Origin of the sequence: Vulcanococcus sp. CPBay_Sum15L08_68 (assembly GCF_017855895.1) — a bacterium.
GTDB lineage: Bacteria > Cyanobacteriota > Cyanobacteriia > PCC-6307 > Cyanobiaceae > Vulcanococcus.
Window position 1 is genome coordinate 1 of record NZ_JAFMFX010000002.1, and the last position, 15,811, is coordinate 15,811.

Genomic DNA, 15,811 nt, shown 5'->3' on the forward strand with positions numbered 1-15,811 from the left:
CCATGGCTGAACAACGATTGCTCTTTGTCTGCCTCGGCAACATCTGCCGCTCGCCTGCCGCCGAGGGGGTCTTTTTGCACCTGATCGCCCAAGCGGGTCTGGAGGACCGCTTCGTGGTCGACAGTGCCGGCACCGGCGGCTGGCACGTCGGTCACCCAGCGGACCGGCGTATGCGCGCCGCCGCCGAGCGCCGCGGCATTCACCTCCCCAGCCGCGCCCGCCAGATCGAGTTGGCCGACTTCAGCAGTTTTGATCGCATCCTGACGATGGATGACGACAACCTGCAGGCCGTTCGCGCCCTCGCGGCGGAGCTGGGCTCCCGCCCCGGTTTGGCCCTGGTGGAACCGATGACCAGCCATTGCCGCCGCTTTGGCGATCAGGAAGTCCCTGATCCCTATTACGGCGGTGAGCAGGGCTTTGAGCACGTCCTCGATCTGCTCGAGGACGCCTGTTCAGGCTTGCTGGAGACCCTGACGCGGGACTAGTTGGGGTCCGGCCAGGCGTCGTGGGGAACGCGCTCGCGGAACAGATCCACGAGCCGCTGAATCACCGCGTCGATGGCCAGGCCATCGGTGATCAGCTCAAGGGCATCCTCCGCTTGGGTCAGGGGGGCCACGGCCCGGGTGGAGTCCAGGTGATCGCGCTCGGCAATCTGCGCTTCCAGATCCGCCCGTTCCGGCACCTCAAAACCACGCTCTTCCAGATCGAGGGCCCGGCGCCGGGCCCGCTCGCTCACGGTGGCGGTCAGAAAGACCTTGAGTTCGGCATCTGGGAATACGGCCGTGCCGATGTCGCGGCCTTCCGCCACCAGGCCGCCGCGCGCGCCCATCGCCTGTTGCTGCTGGGTCAGGGCCTCGCGCACGCAGCCGTGGGCTGCAACGACAGAGACCTGGGCCGTCACCTCCGGGGAGCGGATCGCATCGGTGACATCCACGCCATTGACGCTCACCCGTTGACCACTGGAGGTGCTGCTGAGCTGCAGATCGAGATCGGCCAGGAGAGGAGCGACCTCCTCAGCCTTGCTGGGGTCGACAGCGCGGTCCCGCACCAACCAGGTCACGGCGCGATACATCGCCCCGGTGTCCAGATAGATCAGCCCCAGCCGTTCGGCAAAGGCTCGGGTCACGGTGCTTTTGCCGGCGCCGGCAGGGCCATCGATGGCAACGATTGGGGCTCGGCTCATGAGAAAGACGTGGTCAATCAGTCGGCTGGGGCCGCAGTGGGCAGCTGCCGCCAGCAGGGTCAGTCCCCCCAGACGGGGTTGGGCCTGGAGGCTCTGGGGCTTCAGCGCCTCCACATAGTCCACCACCATGCCGGCCTCCTCCAGGGCCCGTTGGACCTCCGCTTGCACTGGCGCGAGCTCGAGCTCCGGCTGCCCGAGGCAGCGCTGGGCGGCTCTCTGCAGCGCCTGGGGCAGGGCGGAGGCGCGCTGGCGCTCGTCGCTGGAGAGGTAGCGATTGCGGGAGCTCATGGCCAAGCCATCGGCCTCGCGCAAGGTGGGGCAACCCCAGACCTGAACCGGCAAGCCCAAATCCTGGACGACGCTCTTGAGGATCTGCAGTTGCTGCCAGTCCTTCTCGCCCAGCAGCAGAACCTGGGGGCGGATCAGGGCCAGCAGGCGTACGACGACCGTGGCCACCCCATCGAAATGTCCGGCTCGGTGTCGGCCGCAGAGTCCCGCTTGCAGCGAAGGCCGCGGTTGTACGCGGGTGAGTTCACACTCCCCCTGGGGATAGACCTCTTCCACGCTTGGTGCGAAAAGGGCGTCGGCTCCGGCTTGCTGGGCGATCTGCAGATCAGCTTCTAGGCAGCGCGGGTAGCGGGCGAAGTCCTCGTTGGGGCCGAACTGCAGCGGGTTCACGAACACGCTGGTCAGCACCAGTGGGTTGCAATCCACTGGGGTTGGCTGCTTGGCCCGGCGGATCAGGCTGGCGTGGCCCCCATGCAAGGCCCCCATCGTGGGGACGCAGTGCAAGCTGCGATCAGCGCAGGCCCGGCGCCAGGCCTCGAGTTCGGCGCGGGTTCGCAGCAGCTGCACAGCGAAGGGTTGAATCCCTACTGAGCTTGCAGCACCTCAAGCTTCACCTGGGCGATACCGCTGGAGATCAGACCCAGCTGACTGGCGGCACCGTGGGCGAGATCGATGACCCGGCGGCCATGGAAGGGGCCTCGGTCGTTGATGCGAACGATGGCGCTGCGGCCGTTCCAGAGGTTGGTCACGCGGACCTTGGTGCCGAAGGGCAGGGTCCGGTGCGCCGCGGTCAAGGTGCCGGGGCGGAAGAGTTCGCCGTTGGCGGTGCGATTGCCGTAGAAACCGGGGCCGTACCAACTGGCCTCACCGGTGCTGACGGAGCGAACCGCGATCGGAAGAGCCGGCGCGGCGGGCTTCTTCAGGGTTTCGGACTCAGCTCCTGGGGTCTCGACGTTCCGCAGGGCAACCGACTTGGCCGCTGGGATCTCAGGGATCGCAGGGCTCTTGGTGGCCAAGACCGGATTGGCGTTGCTGCTGCCCGAGAGCAGGAGTGCGAATCCGCCGAGGAGAGAAAGACGACGCATAACAACCGGAACACCTAGTCGCGAAGCGGCGACTGGTTGGATTGCAACTCGTTGGAATCAGCGTCAAAAACGCGAGGTTTCTGTAGCTGATGCGCTGAGGTGTTCCTTGGAACTGAGAAGGTCTGGCAAAAGTTAGTCGGACTTGCATCAACGTTCCCTGATATTTCGGCGTGGTCGTATTCATCAGGATTGGCAATCTCACTGGGAAACACTCTTCCCGCCTGGGTTGAGCGACAACGCGCTGCGACTCTTTAATCAGCAGGAGTCATGGCTTTCATCAGTGCGACTGATTGAAATGTGGTGCAATTTTGGAATTGTCCACTTGTTTTTGGGTCTTGGGGGTGGCTGACGGGGCAGGATCAGAGAAGTGATCGGCCGTCTAGGGCATGGACTACCGCACCGCTGGCGTTGATGTGGTGGCTGGGCGCGCCTTTGTGGAGCGCATCCGCTCGAGTGTTGAGTCCACCCGCCGACCTGAGGTGGTCGGCGGCCTGGGCGGGTTTGGCGGGCTCTGCCGAATTCCTGAAGGGATCAAAAAGCCCCTGTTGGTCTCCGGGACCGACGGCGTCGGCACCAAGTTGGAGTTGGCCCAGGCCCACGGCCGTCACCACGGCGTCGGCATCGATCTGGTCGCCATGTGCGTCAACGATGTGGTGACCAGCGGCGCCCAGCCCCTGTTTTTCCTGGACTACATCGCCACCGGAAAGCTCACGCCTGAAGCGATGGCGGAAGTGGTGGAGGGCATTGCCGATGGCTGTCGCCAGAGCGGCTGTGCCCTGTTGGGGGGTGAGACCGCAGAGATGCCTGGCTTTTACGGCCCTGGTCGCTACGACCTCGCCGGTTTTTGTGTGGCTGTGGTCGATGAGGATGACCTGATTGATGGCAGCCGCGTCCAGGCCGGTGATCGCATCGTTGCTGTGGCCAGCAGCGGTGTGCACAGCAACGGCTTCAGCCTGGTGCGCCGCATCCTCGAGGCCCATGGAGTGACCGCTTCCACCCCGCTGGAGGGGGCTGGCCTGCCGGTTCTCGATGCCCTGCTGGAGCCGACCGTGCTCTACCCGGCACTTGTGCAGCGGCTCCTCCAGGACGGGTTGGCGCTCCACGGCATGGCACACATCACGGGGGGCGGGCTTCCGGAGAACCTCCCGCGGACCCTGCCTGCCGGTGTCCATGGCCGCATTGACCCGGGGAGCTGGGAGCGCCCCGCGCTCTTCCGCTGGCTGCAGGAGAAGGGCGAGGTCCCAGAGCGGGATCTTTGGAACACCTTCAACTTGGGGGTGGGGCTGGCGCTTGTGCTGCCTGAGGCTCAGGTGGAGCGGGCGATCGCGGTCTGCCAGGAGGCGGGGCACCGCGCCTGGCTGCTCGGCAGTGTTGAGGCCGGCGAGGCTGGGGCAGAGCCCTTGGCGGGTTTGCCGTATTGAACCGGCGGCCTGGACCTGCCAAATTGCTTCAGTCATGCACGAACAAGGCACCTTCTCCTGAGTTGTTGCCTAGGTTCCGCGCAAGCTGTTTTGTGGTTGTTCCGTAATTCAGTTCTATTGGCCGTTGTTCAGATTTCTTTCTGTTCAAGGTTCTGTTGTTTATAGGGTTGTTTGAGATGTCTTTCAACGCGCAATCTTCTGCTGCATTTGTAGGTAACTCCGGGCGAATCACCCGCCGCCGCAGCTCCGCTGGACCGGTTGCCCCCAATCGTCCCCTGCGCCGCGAGCCCTACTCCGGTCGCAGCAATGTCCGGCCCACCTTCTTGACCCTGAGGGACCACGGCAAGGTCTTTGTTGCTGACCTCCCTCGCCTCTCCGATGGCCAGCTCGCCCATGTGGGCAAAGAAGCCAAGGAGGTGATGGAGAGCCTCTGCCGGCGCCTTGAGGAACTCGATCAACAGCTCAGCCTCAACCCCCAGGAGCAGGAGACGCGCATTCGTGCGGCCACCAAGCGGGATGTCACGGATCGCTTCATCCGTGCCGTTGAGGAGGAGCAGGAGCAGCGCCGGACCAACCCGGCCCTGAAGGCTGCGGCTGGCGAATCCTTGGCCCGCGCCTTCCTGGAGATCGCCCGGCACCGTCTGCCTGGTGCCACCTTTGATTCGCTGCTGCAGGAGGCGCTCTCCGCCTGTGACGAGGGTGCGTCTGAGCCTGAGGAGGTCACGCCGCCTGAGCCGGTCGCGCCTGAGCCCCCCCGGGCTCGTGTCGTGCCGATGGTCCGTCGGATCGAAACCCCCCAGGCACCGGAGCGTGAGCAGATGACCGTTGTGCTCACCCCCGATCCCTCCCCTGAAATGGGTGGTGACTAGGCCTCAGGCGCTCTGAAAGGGATTGGCAGGCATGCGCGCGGCCGCGAGGGCATCGAGGCTGCGCCGTTCATCGCTGCTCAAGCTCCAGCTCCGGGCCGCCGCGGCTTGCTCAACTTGATCGCTGCTTCTGAGCCCGGGGATCGGCATGGCCCCATGGGCTCTGCACCAGTTCAAGGCCACAGCCCCTAAGCCCCCCGGCCTGCCGTTGGCGATCTCCTCCATGGTTTGGCGCAAGGGGGCCAGGGAGCTCTCGAGGCGGCGGAAGAGGCTGCCGCGCGTTCCTTGGGGCAGCGGTCTGGGGTCCCCAGCGCTGCGGCCCAACAGGCCGAGGGCCAGGGGGCTGTAGGCAATGAGCTCAATTCCCAGCTCCTGGCAGGTGTCCACGATCCCCCCGTCTGCAAGGGGTTGTGGGGCCAGCAGCGAGAACTGCACCTGCAGGCTGCTGATGGGAATTCCTCGCTCTTGGAGTGTCCGGTGGATGGTTCGCAGCCGCTTGGGCCCCACGTTCGAGAGCCCCAGGCTGGGGACCGCTCCGCTCTCCACCAGGTCCGCCAGGCCATCGATCAGCGCCGGTTCCTGCCAGGGGGCGTAGCGGGCGGTGCTCCAGTGCAGCTGCACCCGTTTCATTTGTCCCTGCAGGCGCCGCTGGGAGGCGGCAAAGGCCCGGTCGTAGCCCCGCCGGCCCAGGCGCCAGGGGAAGGGGGCCAACTTGGTGGCAATGCAGAGCTGCTGGCGCTCGTCGGGGGTGGCGCGCATGGCGAATTGCCCCAGCAGCATCTCGCTGCGGCCATTCAGTCGGCCGGTCCCGTAGGAGTCCGCCGTGTCGAAGAAGCGAAAGCCCAGTGCCAGGCAACGCTGAAAGGTTTGCTCCAGCCGAGCGTCGTCCCGCTGCGGGTCATAGCCCCAGAGGAACTGGTTGCCCCAGGCCCAGGTGCCAACGCCGATGCCCGGTTGGTCCGCCTCACTTGTCATGATCGAGCCATCGCGGACTTGCACTGTGCTGAATTCTCTGCCCAGCCCGGCTGCCCAGACCAGCGATCCGCCGCCCCAGGCTGAGGAGTCCGCGCCCGCGCGCCAGGAGCAGGATCCGGTGCTCTGCGGTCACTGCGGCCGCACGGCCAGCAATGGCTTGGTCTGTATCGGGATGTGCGTGGCGGATTCCGGCTATTGAGCGTGGCGCGTCTGCTGCTGGTGGCCCTCTGCCTCGGCGCCGCTGCTCCCGTGCTGGCGGCTGAAGAGAAGCAACAGGGTTTTGGACGTTGGCAGGTGGAGCCCAGGCGTTGTGAATTGACCCTGTTTGGCCAGGCTCCAGGGCCCTGCAGCAGCGTGCGCCTGGATCAGCGCAACCCATCGGTGCTGCGCTTCAGTTGGATGGCGCCTGTGCCCCAGCAGGACCTGCTCCAGGAGGTGAGTTTTGTGGGGGAGCGGGCGAGCTCTGGGCAGCCCCTGCGCTGCAGCGATGGTGTCTGCAAGCTCGATGGCTCCGTGCTGCTGCGCGTGCGCTTGTTGCGCCTCGCCCAGTTCAACCCCCGCGGTCTGGTGGTGGGCTTCCCGAAAACCTTCCCGGTGGCTGGCACCTGTGACATCGATGGCCCCCAGGCCCGTTGCGATGCGCAGACGCAATTCGGCGAACGCTGGTCAGCGGAAGCCGATCTGCCCTGACCCGCGAGGGCGATTCAAAGGCGGCACCCAGATTCGAACTGGGGGTAAAGGATTTGCAATCCTCTGCCTTACCACTTGGCCATGCCGCCGCTTGGGAGCAAACTCCCAGGGACGGATCGTATCAGTCACGGGATGCCTGGCCGCCTGCTGGTCCTGAGCAACGGCCATGGGGAAGACCTGATCGCCCTGCGGGTCATCCAGGCCTTGAAGCAGAGGCGCCCCGAGATCGAGGTGGCGGTGCTGCCGATGGTCGGAGAGGGTGCCGCCTACCGGGGGGCTGAGGAGCAGGGGCTGCTGCGCCGGGTGGGGCCGCGCCGTCAACTGCCCAGCGGTGGCTTCAGCAATCAGAGCCTGAGGGGGCTCCTGGCGGATCTTGGCGCTGGGGTTCTGGGCTTGACCCTGCGGCAGTGGCGCTTTGTGCGCCGTTGGGGCAAGGCGGGTGATCCCGTTTTGGCGGTGGGGGATCTGCTGCCCCTGCTGCTGGCCTGGTCTGGCGGCGGGCCCTATGGCTTCATCGGCACCCCCAAGAGCGACTACACCTGGGCCGGCGCGCCGGGGATCGCGGCCCTGTATCACCGCCTCAAGGGCAGTGAGTGGGACCCCTGGGAATGGGCCCTGATGGCAGGCCCCCGCTGCCGTCTGGCGGCGATGCGGGATCGCCTGACGGCGCGGGGGCTGCGGCGCCATGGGGTGGCGGCCATTGCCCCGGGCAATCCAATGATGGACGGCCTGGATCTGGGGACCCTGCCGCTGGCCCTGCGGGATTGGCGGCGTGTCTTGCTGCTGGGCGGCAGTCGCATGCCCGAGGCGGCGGGCAACCTCAAGCGCCTGCTGGAGTCCCTCGCCTTGGTGCCCAGCGGGGCTCCCCTGCTGGTGTTGGCGCCGACCGGCTCACGCCCGGCTCCCCATGAATGGGAACCGCTGCTGCTGGACCTGGGCTACGAGCCCATCGAGCCTCCAGAGGCCCTGGCGGAGCTGGGGGCAGCCGCGGCCTGGGCCTGCGGCCGCCGCTTGTTGTTGATTGGCCCCGGTTGTTTTTCGCGCTGGGCCTGTTGGGCGGAATTGGGCCTGGCCTCTGCGGGAACGGCCACCGAGCAGCTGGTGGGACTCGGGATTCCGGCGCTGTCGTTGCCTGGCCCCGGGCCCCAGTTCAAGCGGGGGTTTGCGGAGCGCCAGAGCCGTTTGCTCGGCGGTGCCGTGGCGGTCTGCCGCTCTTCTGCCGTCCTGGCGGAGCGGGCCGAGTTGCTCCTGGGTGACCCGGGTCTCGCCCGGCAGCTGGGGGCCATCGGGACCCAGCGGATGGGGATGGCGGGCGGCAGCGTTGCCCTCTCGCGGGCGATCGAGGAGCGCCTATTGGGGAGCGCGGACGGCGCAACGGGATGATGGGGGCTTGATCAACCGCCGCGTTGCTTCGCCCCTATGGCAGCTCCCCAGGACAAGGACTACGCAAAAGCCTGCGGACAGCTCGCCAGTGCCTTGAGCATCAGCCTGGCTTCGGCCCGCCGCAAGGTGGATCTGGTGGCGGCCAAGGAGGGAGTGCGCGACAACGAGGGGCGTCTGCTGATCGCCCAGCGCCTCCTGCTGGAGGCCCAGGGCGTGGGCCAGGAATCCCGCCAGCTCCTGGATGTGCTGCTCGAGGCGGTGAAGGAGGAGGAGATGTACCTCGGGGATGACTGAGCCCCTTCCTTAAGAGCGGTGCTCAAAGATCGCGCCGAAGCGGCCGCGATCCAGATCCGAGATCACGGGGATGCAGGCAAAGCAGCGCTGGGCCAGATCCAGCCGCTCTTCGCGCACGAGCATCTCGATCAAGCGGGCCCGGGCGGCTAGGAGATAGCGCACGTCATTGGCGGCATAGGCCAGCTGGGACTCGCTCAGTTCCTCAACCCGTCCCCAGTCACTGCTCTGGGCCCCTTTGTCGAGTTCGACGTGGCAGAGCTCGTTGACCAGGTCCTTGAGGCCGTGGCGGTTGGTGTAGGTCCGGGCCAGGCGGCTGCCGATCTTGGTGCAAAAGATGGGGCTGACGTGGATGTCCAGGCCTTCAGCGAGGGCGGCGACGTCGAAGCGGGCGAAGTGAAAGACCTTCTCGATGCCGGCTGCTTCCATCAGCTCTTTGAGCAGGGGTGCCTCGGTTTGGCCGCGGTGGATGCGAATGCAGCAGACGTTGTCGTGGTCGTCGCTGATTTGCACCAGGCAGAGGCGATCGCGGCCGTGGATCAGGCCCATGGCTTCGGTGTCCACCGCGAGTGCGCTGGAGGCCCCGAGTAGGGCGCGCCACTCAGGGTTCAGATCGTGATCCAGGACGGCAAAGCGAGCAGGGCTCGATCCCGCGGCAGGGGCGGAGACGGCGGAGGCGGCGCTGCTCAAGGGGGGATGGTTCAACTGCGATCCATCGTCGCGGACCGACGGCAAATCTCAAGATCATCTGTCGCTTTTGCGTATCAAAGTGAGATCGCGCTAGCAGTTGGTCAGCGCGTGGCCCCTCTCCTTCAATGCGTTCTCGTCCCTTGCCCCCACGGCCTGGTCTGGAGTCCATTCGGGCCTTTTTTGAGCGTCCGCCTGTCCAGCACTTGAGTTTGGAGTTGGCCGTCTGCTGGATTTTGGAGCGGCTGCTCGAGGCCGACACCTACCCGACGGCCCTGATGCAGGACCTCTCGGCCTCCCATCCCAAGTTGCGACTGTCGGAGACCGTGTTGCAGCAGGCCTTGGGCTTTTTGGACCAGGACGGCACGATCGCCAGTTACGCCCAGCGCTGCCCTAGCCGCGGGCGGCCGCGGCGGATGTTGCATCTTCTCGAGACCCGGCGCGGCGACGCTGAGCAGTTGATGCCGCCATGGCGCCACTGGCTCGAGGAGAATGAGCGAAATCTTCACGCCAGCAGCCATGCCCCAGGCCCTGGGCTCCACCCTGCCCCTCACCCTGCTGCTGGTTGTCGGTCTGGTGTTCTTTCTGCGGGCCGCCAGTAAGGACCGCACGACCGTTGTTGAAATCCGCTCCTCGAAGCCTCCGCTCGAGGTGCTTCCGGCCCTGGCGGAGTGGCTGAAGGGGCGCGGCTGGGTGGCCGAGGAGGCCAACCCGGAGCGCCGTTTGCTGAAGTTCTCCGGTCAGGTGGAGGCCAGTGGCGCCTTGGCGCTGTTGCTCTCTGTGCTGGGAGGGGTCGGTGCGGCCTGTCTGGGCCTGGTGCTCTGTCAGCTGTTGCCCGCCCTGGCCTGGTGGCCCCTGCTCTTGACCCTGCTGGGTCCCTTGGCTGGGGTGGTCTATCGCCGCCGCGCGGCGCGGGCTGAAACCGTGGAATTGCGCCTGATCAGCCACGACGAGGCCACCGGCAGTGCGCTGCAGATGCGGGCCCATCGCGATGAGTTGATCGCCCTGGAGCAGGAGATGGGGCCCCAGTTGGGGCTCTTTGGTGTGGGCGATCTGTTGCATTCGCCGATCTGAGCCAGGATGGGCCGATGAGGTTTCCCCGGCGCCGCACGTTGCTGTTGGCCAGCCTGGCTGCCGCCAGCTTGGCCCTGGCCGCTGACGCTCAGGCTCCGGCCCCAGCTCCCGGTGCCGCCGATGCCTTGACCGGCCCGCGCGGGCGCTTGGGACGGGACTGGATTGGGGTCCGGCAAGTCGCCAGCACCACCCCGATCCTGGTCATGGCTGGCCACGCTGACTCCCAGGCCATTCCGGGATCCGGAACCTCCGGCTACTCGGTCGATATCCGTGGTGCCAAGCCCATGCAGCAGGGCATCCGCGACGAGCTCTATTGGAATCTGGAGGTCGCACGCCGTGTCGTCCAGCTGGGCCGTCAGCGGGGGTTGAACATCCGCTTCTATGACCCTCCGGCGCGCACGATCGTCGATGGCGATGATCCGCGCACGAATTGGAGCGTGGGCAAGGCCCATGCGGAGGCCGGCGGCTACGCGATGGAGATCCATTTCGATGCCTATGGCCCCGATGGCATCGGCTCGGGGGTCATCCCGGCCCTGCATCGCCCCTTGAGCTCCCTGGATGAGAGCCTCGCGGTCGCCTTTGGCGGCTATCCCCTGCGCTTTCGAGGTGGATTGGGTGGTCCGAAACGGGGCATCACCCTGCTGGAGATCGGCAAGCTCGAGGCTCCCCTGGAGCCTGCCCTGCGCAATCCCCGCAGCCGTGATCAGGCCTTGGCGGTGATCAGTGAACGGGTTGTGGCTGCCTTGGAGGCCGGCTTGGGCCGCCACCGCTTGGTGGCGGCTCCACCCCCGGTCTCAGCTCACGGCGCCGTGGGGCTGGCAGCGACCAACCAGTGAGTCATCACCCAGCCAGTTCTGGGGCTTGGTGAACAGATCGGTCAGCAGGGCCTCGCGGCTGCCTTCCTCGGCTTTGTAGCCGTACTCCCAGCGCACCAAGGGGGGCAGGGACATCAGGATCGACTCGGTGCGGCCGTTGGTTTGCAGGCCAAAGATCGTGCCCCGGTCAAACACCAGGTTGAATTCCACGTAGCGGCCGCGGCGATAGAGCTGGAACTGACGTTCCCGCTCGCCGTAGGGGGTGTGCTGCCGCTTCTCAGCGATCGGCAGATAGCTCGGAAGGAAGGCGTTGCCGCAGGCGCTGGCCAGGTTGAAGAGCTGCTCCCAGCTCTGCTGGATGGGGCCGACCCCTTGCCCAGCGGCGGCAGCGGGCCCCTCGGGGGCTTGGCCCTTGTAGAGCACCCCGCGTGGATCCTGGTAGTCGTAAAAGATCCCGCCCACACCCCGGGTCTCATCGCGGTGCTTCAAATAGAAGTACTCGTCGCACCAGGGTTTGAACACCTGGTAGTAGGCCGGATTGACGCTGTCGCAGGCGTTCTTCAGGGTTTGGTGGAAGTGCTTGGCGTCCTCCAGGAAGGGGTAGTAGGGGGTCAGGTCAGCACCGCCGCCAAACCACCAGACGGGACCGGCCTCGAAGTAGCGGTAGTTGAGGTGAACGGTGGGGATGAAGGGGTTGCGGGGGTGCAGCACCATCGAGGTGCCGGTGGCATACCAGCGGTGGCCCTTGGCTTCGGGCCGTTGATTGAGGATCGAGGGGGGGAGCTCGGTGCCCTCCACCTCGGAGAAGTTCACACCGCCCTGTTCAAACACCCGGCCGCCTTTGATCACGCGGGAGCGGCCACCACCGCCCTCGGGGCGAATCCAGCTTTCCTCTTCAAAGCGCCCGCCGCCGTCGAACTGCTCCAGGCCAGCGCAGATGGAATCCTGCAGCCCCATCACCAGGGCGCGCGCCCGCTCGCGGGAGTTGGCGGGGGGAGCCTCGAGGGCGACGGCGCCGGAGGTTGCCGAGGTCTCACTCGCCAGCTTGGCCTTGGCACGGGACAGCAGACCCTTCAACATCGATGCTCGCGCCGTGGGGCAGGGGGAATCGGACCACCTTTTCAGTCCGACCCACCGCTGCACAAGTTTTCGAGAGGGTTCGTGATCCCGCCGGGCCCTGGCCTTGGGGATGCCTCTCTGGGCCAACGCTTTTAGGATCCGGAGCACCGTGTAATCGCCCGATGGCCAGCGCAGACCAGGCCCTGAAAGAGGCCCTCGCCGCCCTCGAGCCCCTGAAAGATGCCGGCACCGGCCGCAGCCTTCTGGATCTGCAGTGGATCCAAGAGGTTCGGGTCCAGAACAACCGCGTCGTGTTCCAGCTGGCGTTGCCCGGATACGCCAGCTCCCAGCGGGACCGGATCGCCGCCGATGCCCGTGGTGCCCTGCTCCAGCTCGGCGGGATTGATGACGTTCAAATCGAGTTGACCCAGGCGACCCCGCAGGCCCCCTCCCAGGGGGGCGCTCCCATCGGCGCGGCTGGTCATGGAGGCGGTGGTCCTGAGCGCCAGGCCATTCCTGGCGTCAAGCAGGTGATCGCCGTCAGCAGTGGCAAAGGGGGCGTGGGCAAAAGCACCGTGGCGGTGAACCTGGCCTGTGCCTTGGCCCAGCGCGGACTCAAGGTCGGTCTGCTCGATGCCGACATCTATGGCCCGAATGCCCCGACGATGCTGGGCGTGGCCGATCAAACCCCGCAGGTGCGGGGCAGCGGCAACGACCAGGTCTTAACCCCCATTGAGAGTTGCGGCATCGCGATGGTCTCGATGGGCCTGCTGATTGATGCCCATCAGCCCGTGATCTGGCGCGGCCCGATGCTCAACGGCATCATTCGCCAGTTCCTCTACCAAGTCGAGTGGGGTGAGCGGGATGTGCTCGTGGTTGACCTGCCTCCGGGGACGGGTGACGCCCAGCTCAGCCTGGCCCAGGCCGTGCCGATGGCTGGCGTGATCATTGTCACGACACCCCAAATGGTCTCTCTGCAGGACGCTCGCCGTGGCTTGGCGATGTTCCAGCAGCTGGGGGTTCCGGTTTTGGGTGTGGTGGAGAACATGACGGCCTTCATCCCGCCGGATGCCCCCGAGAAGCGCTACGAGCTCTTTGGCTCCGGTGGCGGCCAGTGCCTGGCCGATGAGAGCGGTGTGCCGCTCTTGGCCCAGTTGCCGATGGAATTGGCGGTGGTTCAAGGCGGTGACGGCGGCCGGCCTGTGACCGTCAGTGCACCGGAGTCGGCGACGGCCTCCGCCTTTGCCGCGCTGGCGGGCCGCCTCCCGGTGGCCACGCGCTGATGACGCTCTCGGGCTTCTGGGATCGCCGCCGCGGGGGCCTGCTGTTCAAACGGGATGGACGCCGGCGCCGCTGGTTCGCCGGCGTCGACAAGATCCTGTGGTGGATCCCCCTGGCGATGATTTTCGTCGCCGGCTTCCTGATCGCCAGCACCCAGCGCCAGGCCGGTTACGCCGATTGGTACCAGCACTGGGTGACGGCGGCTGTGGGTTTGGTCATTGCCCTGCTGCTGGCCAAGGTCCCAGTGGAGCGCATCTCTCGCTGGACCTGGCCGATCTATGGCGCCATGGTCGCCAGCTTGATCGCGGTGCGCCTGATCGGGGTGAGCGCCTTGGGGGCCCAGAGCTGGATCAACATCGCTGGCTTCAATGTCCAGCCCTCTGAGTTCGCCAAGATCGCGGCCATTCTTTTATTGGCGCAGGTCCTGTCGCGCCATCCCGTTGAGCGGCCCGTGGACCTGGTGCGGCCGGTGGCGACCATCAGCGTCCCTTGGCTGCTGGTCTTGATCCAGCCCGACCTGGGCACCTCCTTGGTGTTTGGCGCGGTGCTGCTGGTGATGATGTTCTGGTCCGGGATGCCGGGGGCCTGGGTTGTGCTCCTGATCTCGCCGGTGGTCACCTCGGTGCTCGCCGGGGTCGTCCCGTGGCTGTTGGTGCTCTGGATTCCGGCCATGGCTGTTGTGGCCGCCCGTTCGCTGCCTTGGAAACGCCTGGCACCGATGGCCGTAGTGGCCATTCAGGGGTTGTTCGCTGTGGGGACCCCCTGGTTGTGGAACAACTTTCTGCAGCCCCACCAGCGGGATCGCCTGACCCTCTTCCTGGATCCCAACAAGGATCCCTTGGGCGGCGGCTACCACCTGCTGCAGAGCACCGTGGGCATTGGCTCGGGCGGCTGGTTCGGCACCGGTCTGCTCCAGGGCCATCTGACCCTGCTGCGCTTCATCCCAGAGCAGCACACCGATTTCATCTTCAGCGCCCTGGGCGAAGAAACGGGATTTCTGGGTTCGGCGTTGGTGGTTCTGGGCTTTGTCGCCTGGATCTGGCGGCTGCTCAAGATCGCCGGTCAGGCCCGCACGGATGTGGAGTCCCTAGTGGTGATTGGCGTGGGGGCGATGGTGATGTTCCAGGTGGTCGTGAACATCAACATGACCATCGGTCTGGGGCCGATCACCGGGATCCCCTTGCCCTGGTTGAGTTACGGCCGCTCCGCGATGTTGGTGAACTTCATCGGCCTGGGGTTATGCGCCTCGGTGGCCCGGGGCATTAAGCAACCGGCCAAACGCCGCTGATGGGAGTCCTGGGCTGCAGTTTTGAGGCGCTCCGGCGTCAACTGGCCCAGCAGATGCCCGCCGGTCGCTGCGATGAGGACAGCGTGCGCCGGCAGTGGTGGGCCGCCCTGGCCACCCTCCAGGAGGATTTTTTGCTGCCCCTGGGGGCTCAGCCCGGGGTCTGGCTGGCCTCCCCCCTGCCCGCCCTCTACGAACCCTCCCTGTTGCAGCAGTTCCAGGGCTGGGTCTGGGCGCCTTCTGAACTCAAGGACCTGCTGCAGAGCAACGCCCCCTTGCTGCCGGCCGCGGCGGCCAGCCCGTCGGTCAGTGGTGGATTTCAGCGGTTGGCCCTGGAGGAGGCCGATGGAACGGATCCACTGCTGGTGCTGATTACGCCGAAGTTGCAGATGGCGATGGCCCTGGTGGGCCCGGCCCAGGAGCGCCAACTGGTGGTTCGGTTTGACCCGCCCACCCTCTCTGCCGCGCTGTCGCTGTTCGATGAACGCCTGCAGCAGAGCGATCCCCAGCAGGGTCAGGCCCTGCGCCAGTCCATCCAGGCCCTGGGTGGACTGCACAACGACGAGCAGCTGGCGCAGCTGTTTTGGCCCCGCCTGGCTGAGCGGCTGGCGGCGATGGCCCCCAGCCTGACCCTGCAGCCCTTGGTGCACCGCAGCAGTGGCTCAGACAGCAGCTCCAGCCCCAGCAGTGAGTTGGCCCTGCTCGAGGCCCTCACCCATGAGGTGCGCACGCCGTTGGCCACGATTCGCACCTTGATTCGTTCGCTGCTGCGGCGCGGCGATCTCACGGAGTTGGTGCGCAAACGCCTGCATCAAATCGATGGGGAATGCAGCGAGCAGATTGATCGCTTCGGTTTGATTTTTCTGGCGGCTGAGTTGCAGCGTCAGCCGGTGCTCGATGAGCCGGCCCAGGCCCTGGCCCGCACCGATCTCGCCCAGCTCTTGGGTCAGCTTGAGGCCGGCTGGCAGCAGCAGCTGGAGCGCCGTGGGTTGAACCTGGAGCTGTTGCTCACGCCGGAGCTGCCGTTCGTCCTCTCCGACCCAGCGCGGCTGGAAACCGTCTTGGGCGGACTGATGGATCGCTTCAGTCGCGGCTTGCCCGCCGGAGCGGTGGTGCAACTGAGCCTTCAGCCCGCGGGGGCCCGGTTGAAGTTGCGCCTCAGTGCTGCGGCCTTGCCCACGGGTGAGGGTGAGCAGGACCTGCAAGAGCGGGTCGGCCCAGTCTTGAGTTGGAACCCCGGCACCGGCAGCCTGCAGCTGAGCCGTCAGGCCACCCAGCGCCTGTTCCACAGCCTGGGGGGACGGCTCGCGGAGCGCTCTGGAAATGACCTCACGGTCTTTTTCCCGGTGGCCTAAAACCGGCACCAATGTTGACGGGTGTGAAGAGAGCAGCGGCACCCCCAGTTCACCCCAAAACACGGTGCTAGCT

At 66.3% G+C, this 15,811-nt stretch carries 18 protein-coding genes and 1 tRNA gene; 13 read left to right on the top strand and 6 right to left on the bottom strand.

Annotated elements, in window-relative coordinates:
* Positions 1 to 2: 2 nt before the first annotated feature.
* Positions 3 to 485 (top strand): low molecular weight protein-tyrosine-phosphatase, encoded by a 483-nt coding sequence (locus QZ189_RS00485; RefSeq protein ID WP_010314797.1) that lies wholly within the window; start codon positions 3 to 5, stop codon positions 483 to 485.
* Here QZ189_RS00485 and QZ189_RS00490 read toward each other — a convergent pair.
* Together QZ189_RS00490 and QZ189_RS00495 are read right to left on the bottom strand one after the other, a co-directional pair.
* Positions 482 to 2,038, bottom strand: a complete 1,557-nt coding sequence (locus tag QZ189_RS00490) for a bifunctional pantoate--beta-alanine ligase/(d)CMP kinase (RefSeq protein WP_296420518.1) — start codon at positions 2,036 to 2,038, stop codon at positions 482 to 484. The two genes, QZ189_RS00485 and QZ189_RS00490, sit on opposite strands and share 4 nt — an antisense overlap.
* A 17-nt stretch (positions 2,039 to 2,055) precedes the next feature.
* Complete coding sequence (locus QZ189_RS00495) at positions 2,056 to 2,556, bottom strand: septal ring lytic transglycosylase RlpA family protein (protein ID WP_296416088.1); 501 nt, start codon at positions 2,554 to 2,556, stop codon at positions 2,056 to 2,058.
* 386 nt (positions 2,557 to 2,942) lie between these two features.
* Between QZ189_RS00495 and purM the strand changes: the two genes are divergently transcribed.
* Both purM and QZ189_RS00505 read left to right on the top strand, forming a co-directional pair.
* Positions 2,943 to 3,977, top strand: a complete 1,035-nt coding sequence (gene purM, locus QZ189_RS00500; RefSeq protein WP_010314803.1) for a phosphoribosylformylglycinamidine cyclo-ligase — start codon at positions 2,943 to 2,945, stop codon at positions 3,975 to 3,977.
* A gap of 176 nt (positions 3,978 to 4,153) precedes the next feature.
* Positions 4,154 to 4,846 carry a 2-hydroxyacyl-CoA dehydratase gene (locus QZ189_RS00505; RefSeq protein ID WP_050778426.1) on the top strand — a complete coding sequence of 231 codons (693 nt, stop codon included), beginning with the start codon at positions 4,154 to 4,156 and terminating at the stop codon, positions 4,844 to 4,846.
* Between the two features lie 3 nt (positions 4,847 to 4,849).
* On the opposite strand, the gene QZ189_RS00510 is transcribed toward QZ189_RS00505, so the two are convergent.
* On the bottom strand, positions 4,850 to 5,818 hold the full coding sequence (locus tag QZ189_RS00510; RefSeq protein ID WP_296417997.1) for an aldo/keto reductase: 969 nt from the start codon (positions 5,816 to 5,818) through the stop codon (positions 4,850 to 4,852).
* Between the two features lie 25 nt (positions 5,819 to 5,843).
* On the opposite strand from QZ189_RS00510, the gene QZ189_RS00515 reads away from it, so the two are divergent.
* Both QZ189_RS00515 and QZ189_RS00520 read left to right on the top strand, forming a co-directional pair.
* Positions 5,844 to 6,017 carry a hypothetical protein gene (locus QZ189_RS00515; RefSeq protein ID WP_247479684.1) on the top strand — a complete coding sequence of 58 codons (174 nt, stop codon included), beginning with the start codon at positions 5,844 to 5,846 and terminating at the stop codon, positions 6,015 to 6,017.
* A gap of 2 nt (positions 6,018 to 6,019) precedes the next feature.
* Positions 6,020 to 6,508: a hypothetical protein gene (locus QZ189_RS00520; protein ID WP_296417999.1), complete on the top strand. Its 489-nt coding sequence runs from the start codon at positions 6,020 to 6,022 to the stop codon at positions 6,506 to 6,508.
* Between the two features lie 18 nt (positions 6,509 to 6,526).
* Here QZ189_RS00520 and QZ189_RS00525 read toward each other — a convergent pair.
* Positions 6,527 to 6,597 (bottom strand) — tRNA-Cys (locus tag QZ189_RS00525).
* A 43-nt stretch (positions 6,598 to 6,640) separates the two neighbouring features.
* Here QZ189_RS00525 and QZ189_RS00530 point away from each other — a divergent pair.
* Positions 6,641 to 7,891, top strand: a complete 1,251-nt coding sequence (locus QZ189_RS00530; protein ID WP_296420520.1) for a lipid-A-disaccharide synthase-related protein — start codon at positions 6,641 to 6,643, stop codon at positions 7,889 to 7,891.
* Positions 7,892 to 7,927: 36 nt separating this feature from the next.
* Positions 7,928 to 8,185 carry a hypothetical protein gene (locus QZ189_RS00535; RefSeq protein ID WP_010314843.1) on the top strand — a complete coding sequence of 86 codons (258 nt, stop codon included), beginning with the start codon at positions 7,928 to 7,930 and terminating at the stop codon, positions 8,183 to 8,185.
* Positions 8,186 to 8,194: 9 nt separating this feature from the next.
* Here the strand turns inward: QZ189_RS00535 and QZ189_RS00540 are convergent, their stop codons facing one another.
* The gene (locus QZ189_RS00540; RefSeq protein WP_247479674.1) at positions 8,195 to 8,872 is read right to left on the bottom strand and encodes a ribonuclease D; all 678 of its coding nucleotides are present in this window, start codon (positions 8,870 to 8,872) and stop codon (positions 8,195 to 8,197) included.
* Between the two features lie 140 nt (positions 8,873 to 9,012).
* On the opposite strand from QZ189_RS00540, the gene QZ189_RS00545 reads away from it, so the two are divergent.
* The 3 genes from QZ189_RS00545 to QZ189_RS00555 are packed head-to-tail and all read left to right on the top strand — an operon-like array spanning position 9,013 to position 10,779.
* Positions 9,013 to 9,471, top strand: a complete 459-nt coding sequence (locus QZ189_RS00545) for a Pex protein (RefSeq protein ID WP_363155080.1) — start codon at positions 9,013 to 9,015, stop codon at positions 9,469 to 9,471.
* On the top strand, positions 9,389 to 9,943 hold the full coding sequence (locus tag QZ189_RS00550) for a cofactor assembly of complex C subunit B (RefSeq protein WP_010314849.1): 555 nt from the start codon (positions 9,389 to 9,391) through the stop codon (positions 9,941 to 9,943). The genes QZ189_RS00545 and QZ189_RS00550 overlap by 83 nt, the downstream gene beginning before the upstream one ends.
* A gap of 14 nt (positions 9,944 to 9,957) precedes the next feature.
* The gene (locus QZ189_RS00555; RefSeq protein ID WP_296416092.1) at positions 9,958 to 10,779 is read left to right on the top strand and encodes a dehydrogenase; all 822 of its coding nucleotides are present in this window, start codon (positions 9,958 to 9,960) and stop codon (positions 10,777 to 10,779) included.
* Here the strand turns inward: QZ189_RS00555 and hemF are convergent.
* Positions 10,738 to 11,838: an oxygen-dependent coproporphyrinogen oxidase gene (gene hemF, locus QZ189_RS00560; RefSeq protein WP_363155083.1), complete on the bottom strand. Its 1,101-nt coding sequence runs from the start codon at positions 11,836 to 11,838 to the stop codon at positions 10,738 to 10,740. The two genes, QZ189_RS00555 and hemF, sit on opposite strands and share 42 nt — an antisense overlap.
* A 161-nt stretch (positions 11,839 to 11,999) precedes the next feature.
* On the opposite strand from hemF, the gene QZ189_RS00565 reads away from it, so the two are divergent.
* Genes QZ189_RS00565 through QZ189_RS00575 form a run of 3 tightly spaced genes read left to right on the top strand, consistent with a single transcriptional unit; the run spans position 12,000 to position 15,738 of the window.
* Positions 12,000 to 13,100, top strand: a complete 1,101-nt coding sequence (locus tag QZ189_RS00565; RefSeq protein ID WP_010314857.1) for an Mrp/NBP35 family ATP-binding protein — start codon at positions 12,000 to 12,002, stop codon at positions 13,098 to 13,100.
* Positions 13,100 to 14,386, top strand: coding sequence for a rod shape-determining protein RodA (gene rodA / locus QZ189_RS00570; protein WP_247479663.1), 1,287 nt, complete (start codon positions 13,100 to 13,102; stop codon positions 14,384 to 14,386). The genes QZ189_RS00565 and rodA overlap by 1 nt, the downstream gene beginning before the upstream one ends.
* Complete coding sequence (locus QZ189_RS00575; RefSeq protein WP_296420523.1) at positions 14,386 to 15,738, top strand: sensor histidine kinase; 1,353 nt, start codon at positions 14,386 to 14,388, stop codon at positions 15,736 to 15,738. The genes rodA and QZ189_RS00575 overlap by 1 nt, the downstream gene beginning before the upstream one ends.
* Positions 15,739 to 15,811: the final 73 nt, after the last annotated feature.

Bases quoted from the DNA above. Each gene is read 5' to 3' on its own strand.
- QZ189_RS00555 (WP_296416092.1), top strand. From the start codon at position 9,958: ATGAGGTTTCCCCGGCGCCGCACGTTGCTGTTGGCCAGCCTGGCTGCC.
- QZ189_RS00565 (WP_010314857.1), top strand. From the start codon at position 12,000: ATGGCCAGCGCAGACCAGGCCCTGAAAGAGGCCCTCGCCGCCCTCGAG.
- QZ189_RS00535 (WP_010314843.1), top strand. From the start codon at position 7,928: ATGGCAGCTCCCCAGGACAAGGACTACGCAAAAGCCTGCGGACAGCTC.
- QZ189_RS00505 (WP_050778426.1), top strand. From the start codon at position 4,154: ATGTCTTTCAACGCGCAATCTTCTGCTGCATTTGTAGGTAACTCCGGG.
- hemF (WP_363155083.1), bottom strand. From the start codon at position 11,838: ATGTTGAAGGGTCTGCTGTCCCGTGCCAAGGCCAAGCTGGCGAGTGAG.
- QZ189_RS00510 (WP_296417997.1), bottom strand. From the start codon at position 5,818: ATGACAAGTGAGGCGGACCAACCGGGCATCGGCGTTGGCACCTGGGCC.
- QZ189_RS00495 (WP_296416088.1), bottom strand. From the start codon at position 2,556: ATGCGTCGTCTTTCTCTCCTCGGCGGATTCGCACTCCTGCTCTCGGGC.
- QZ189_RS00485 (WP_010314797.1), top strand. From the start codon at position 3: ATGGCTGAACAACGATTGCTCTTTGTCTGCCTCGGCAACATCTGCCGC.
- QZ189_RS00550 (WP_010314849.1), top strand. From the start codon at position 9,389: ATGCCCCAGGCCCTGGGCTCCACCCTGCCCCTCACCCTGCTGCTGGTT.
- purM (WP_010314803.1), top strand. From the start codon at position 2,943: ATGGACTACCGCACCGCTGGCGTTGATGTGGTGGCTGGGCGCGCCTTT.
- QZ189_RS00575 (WP_296420523.1), top strand. From the start codon at position 14,386: ATGGGAGTCCTGGGCTGCAGTTTTGAGGCGCTCCGGCGTCAACTGGCC.
- QZ189_RS00530 (WP_296420520.1), top strand. From the start codon at position 6,641: ATGCCTGGCCGCCTGCTGGTCCTGAGCAACGGCCATGGGGAAGACCTG.
- rodA (WP_247479663.1), top strand. From the start codon at position 13,100: ATGACGCTCTCGGGCTTCTGGGATCGCCGCCGCGGGGGCCTGCTGTTC.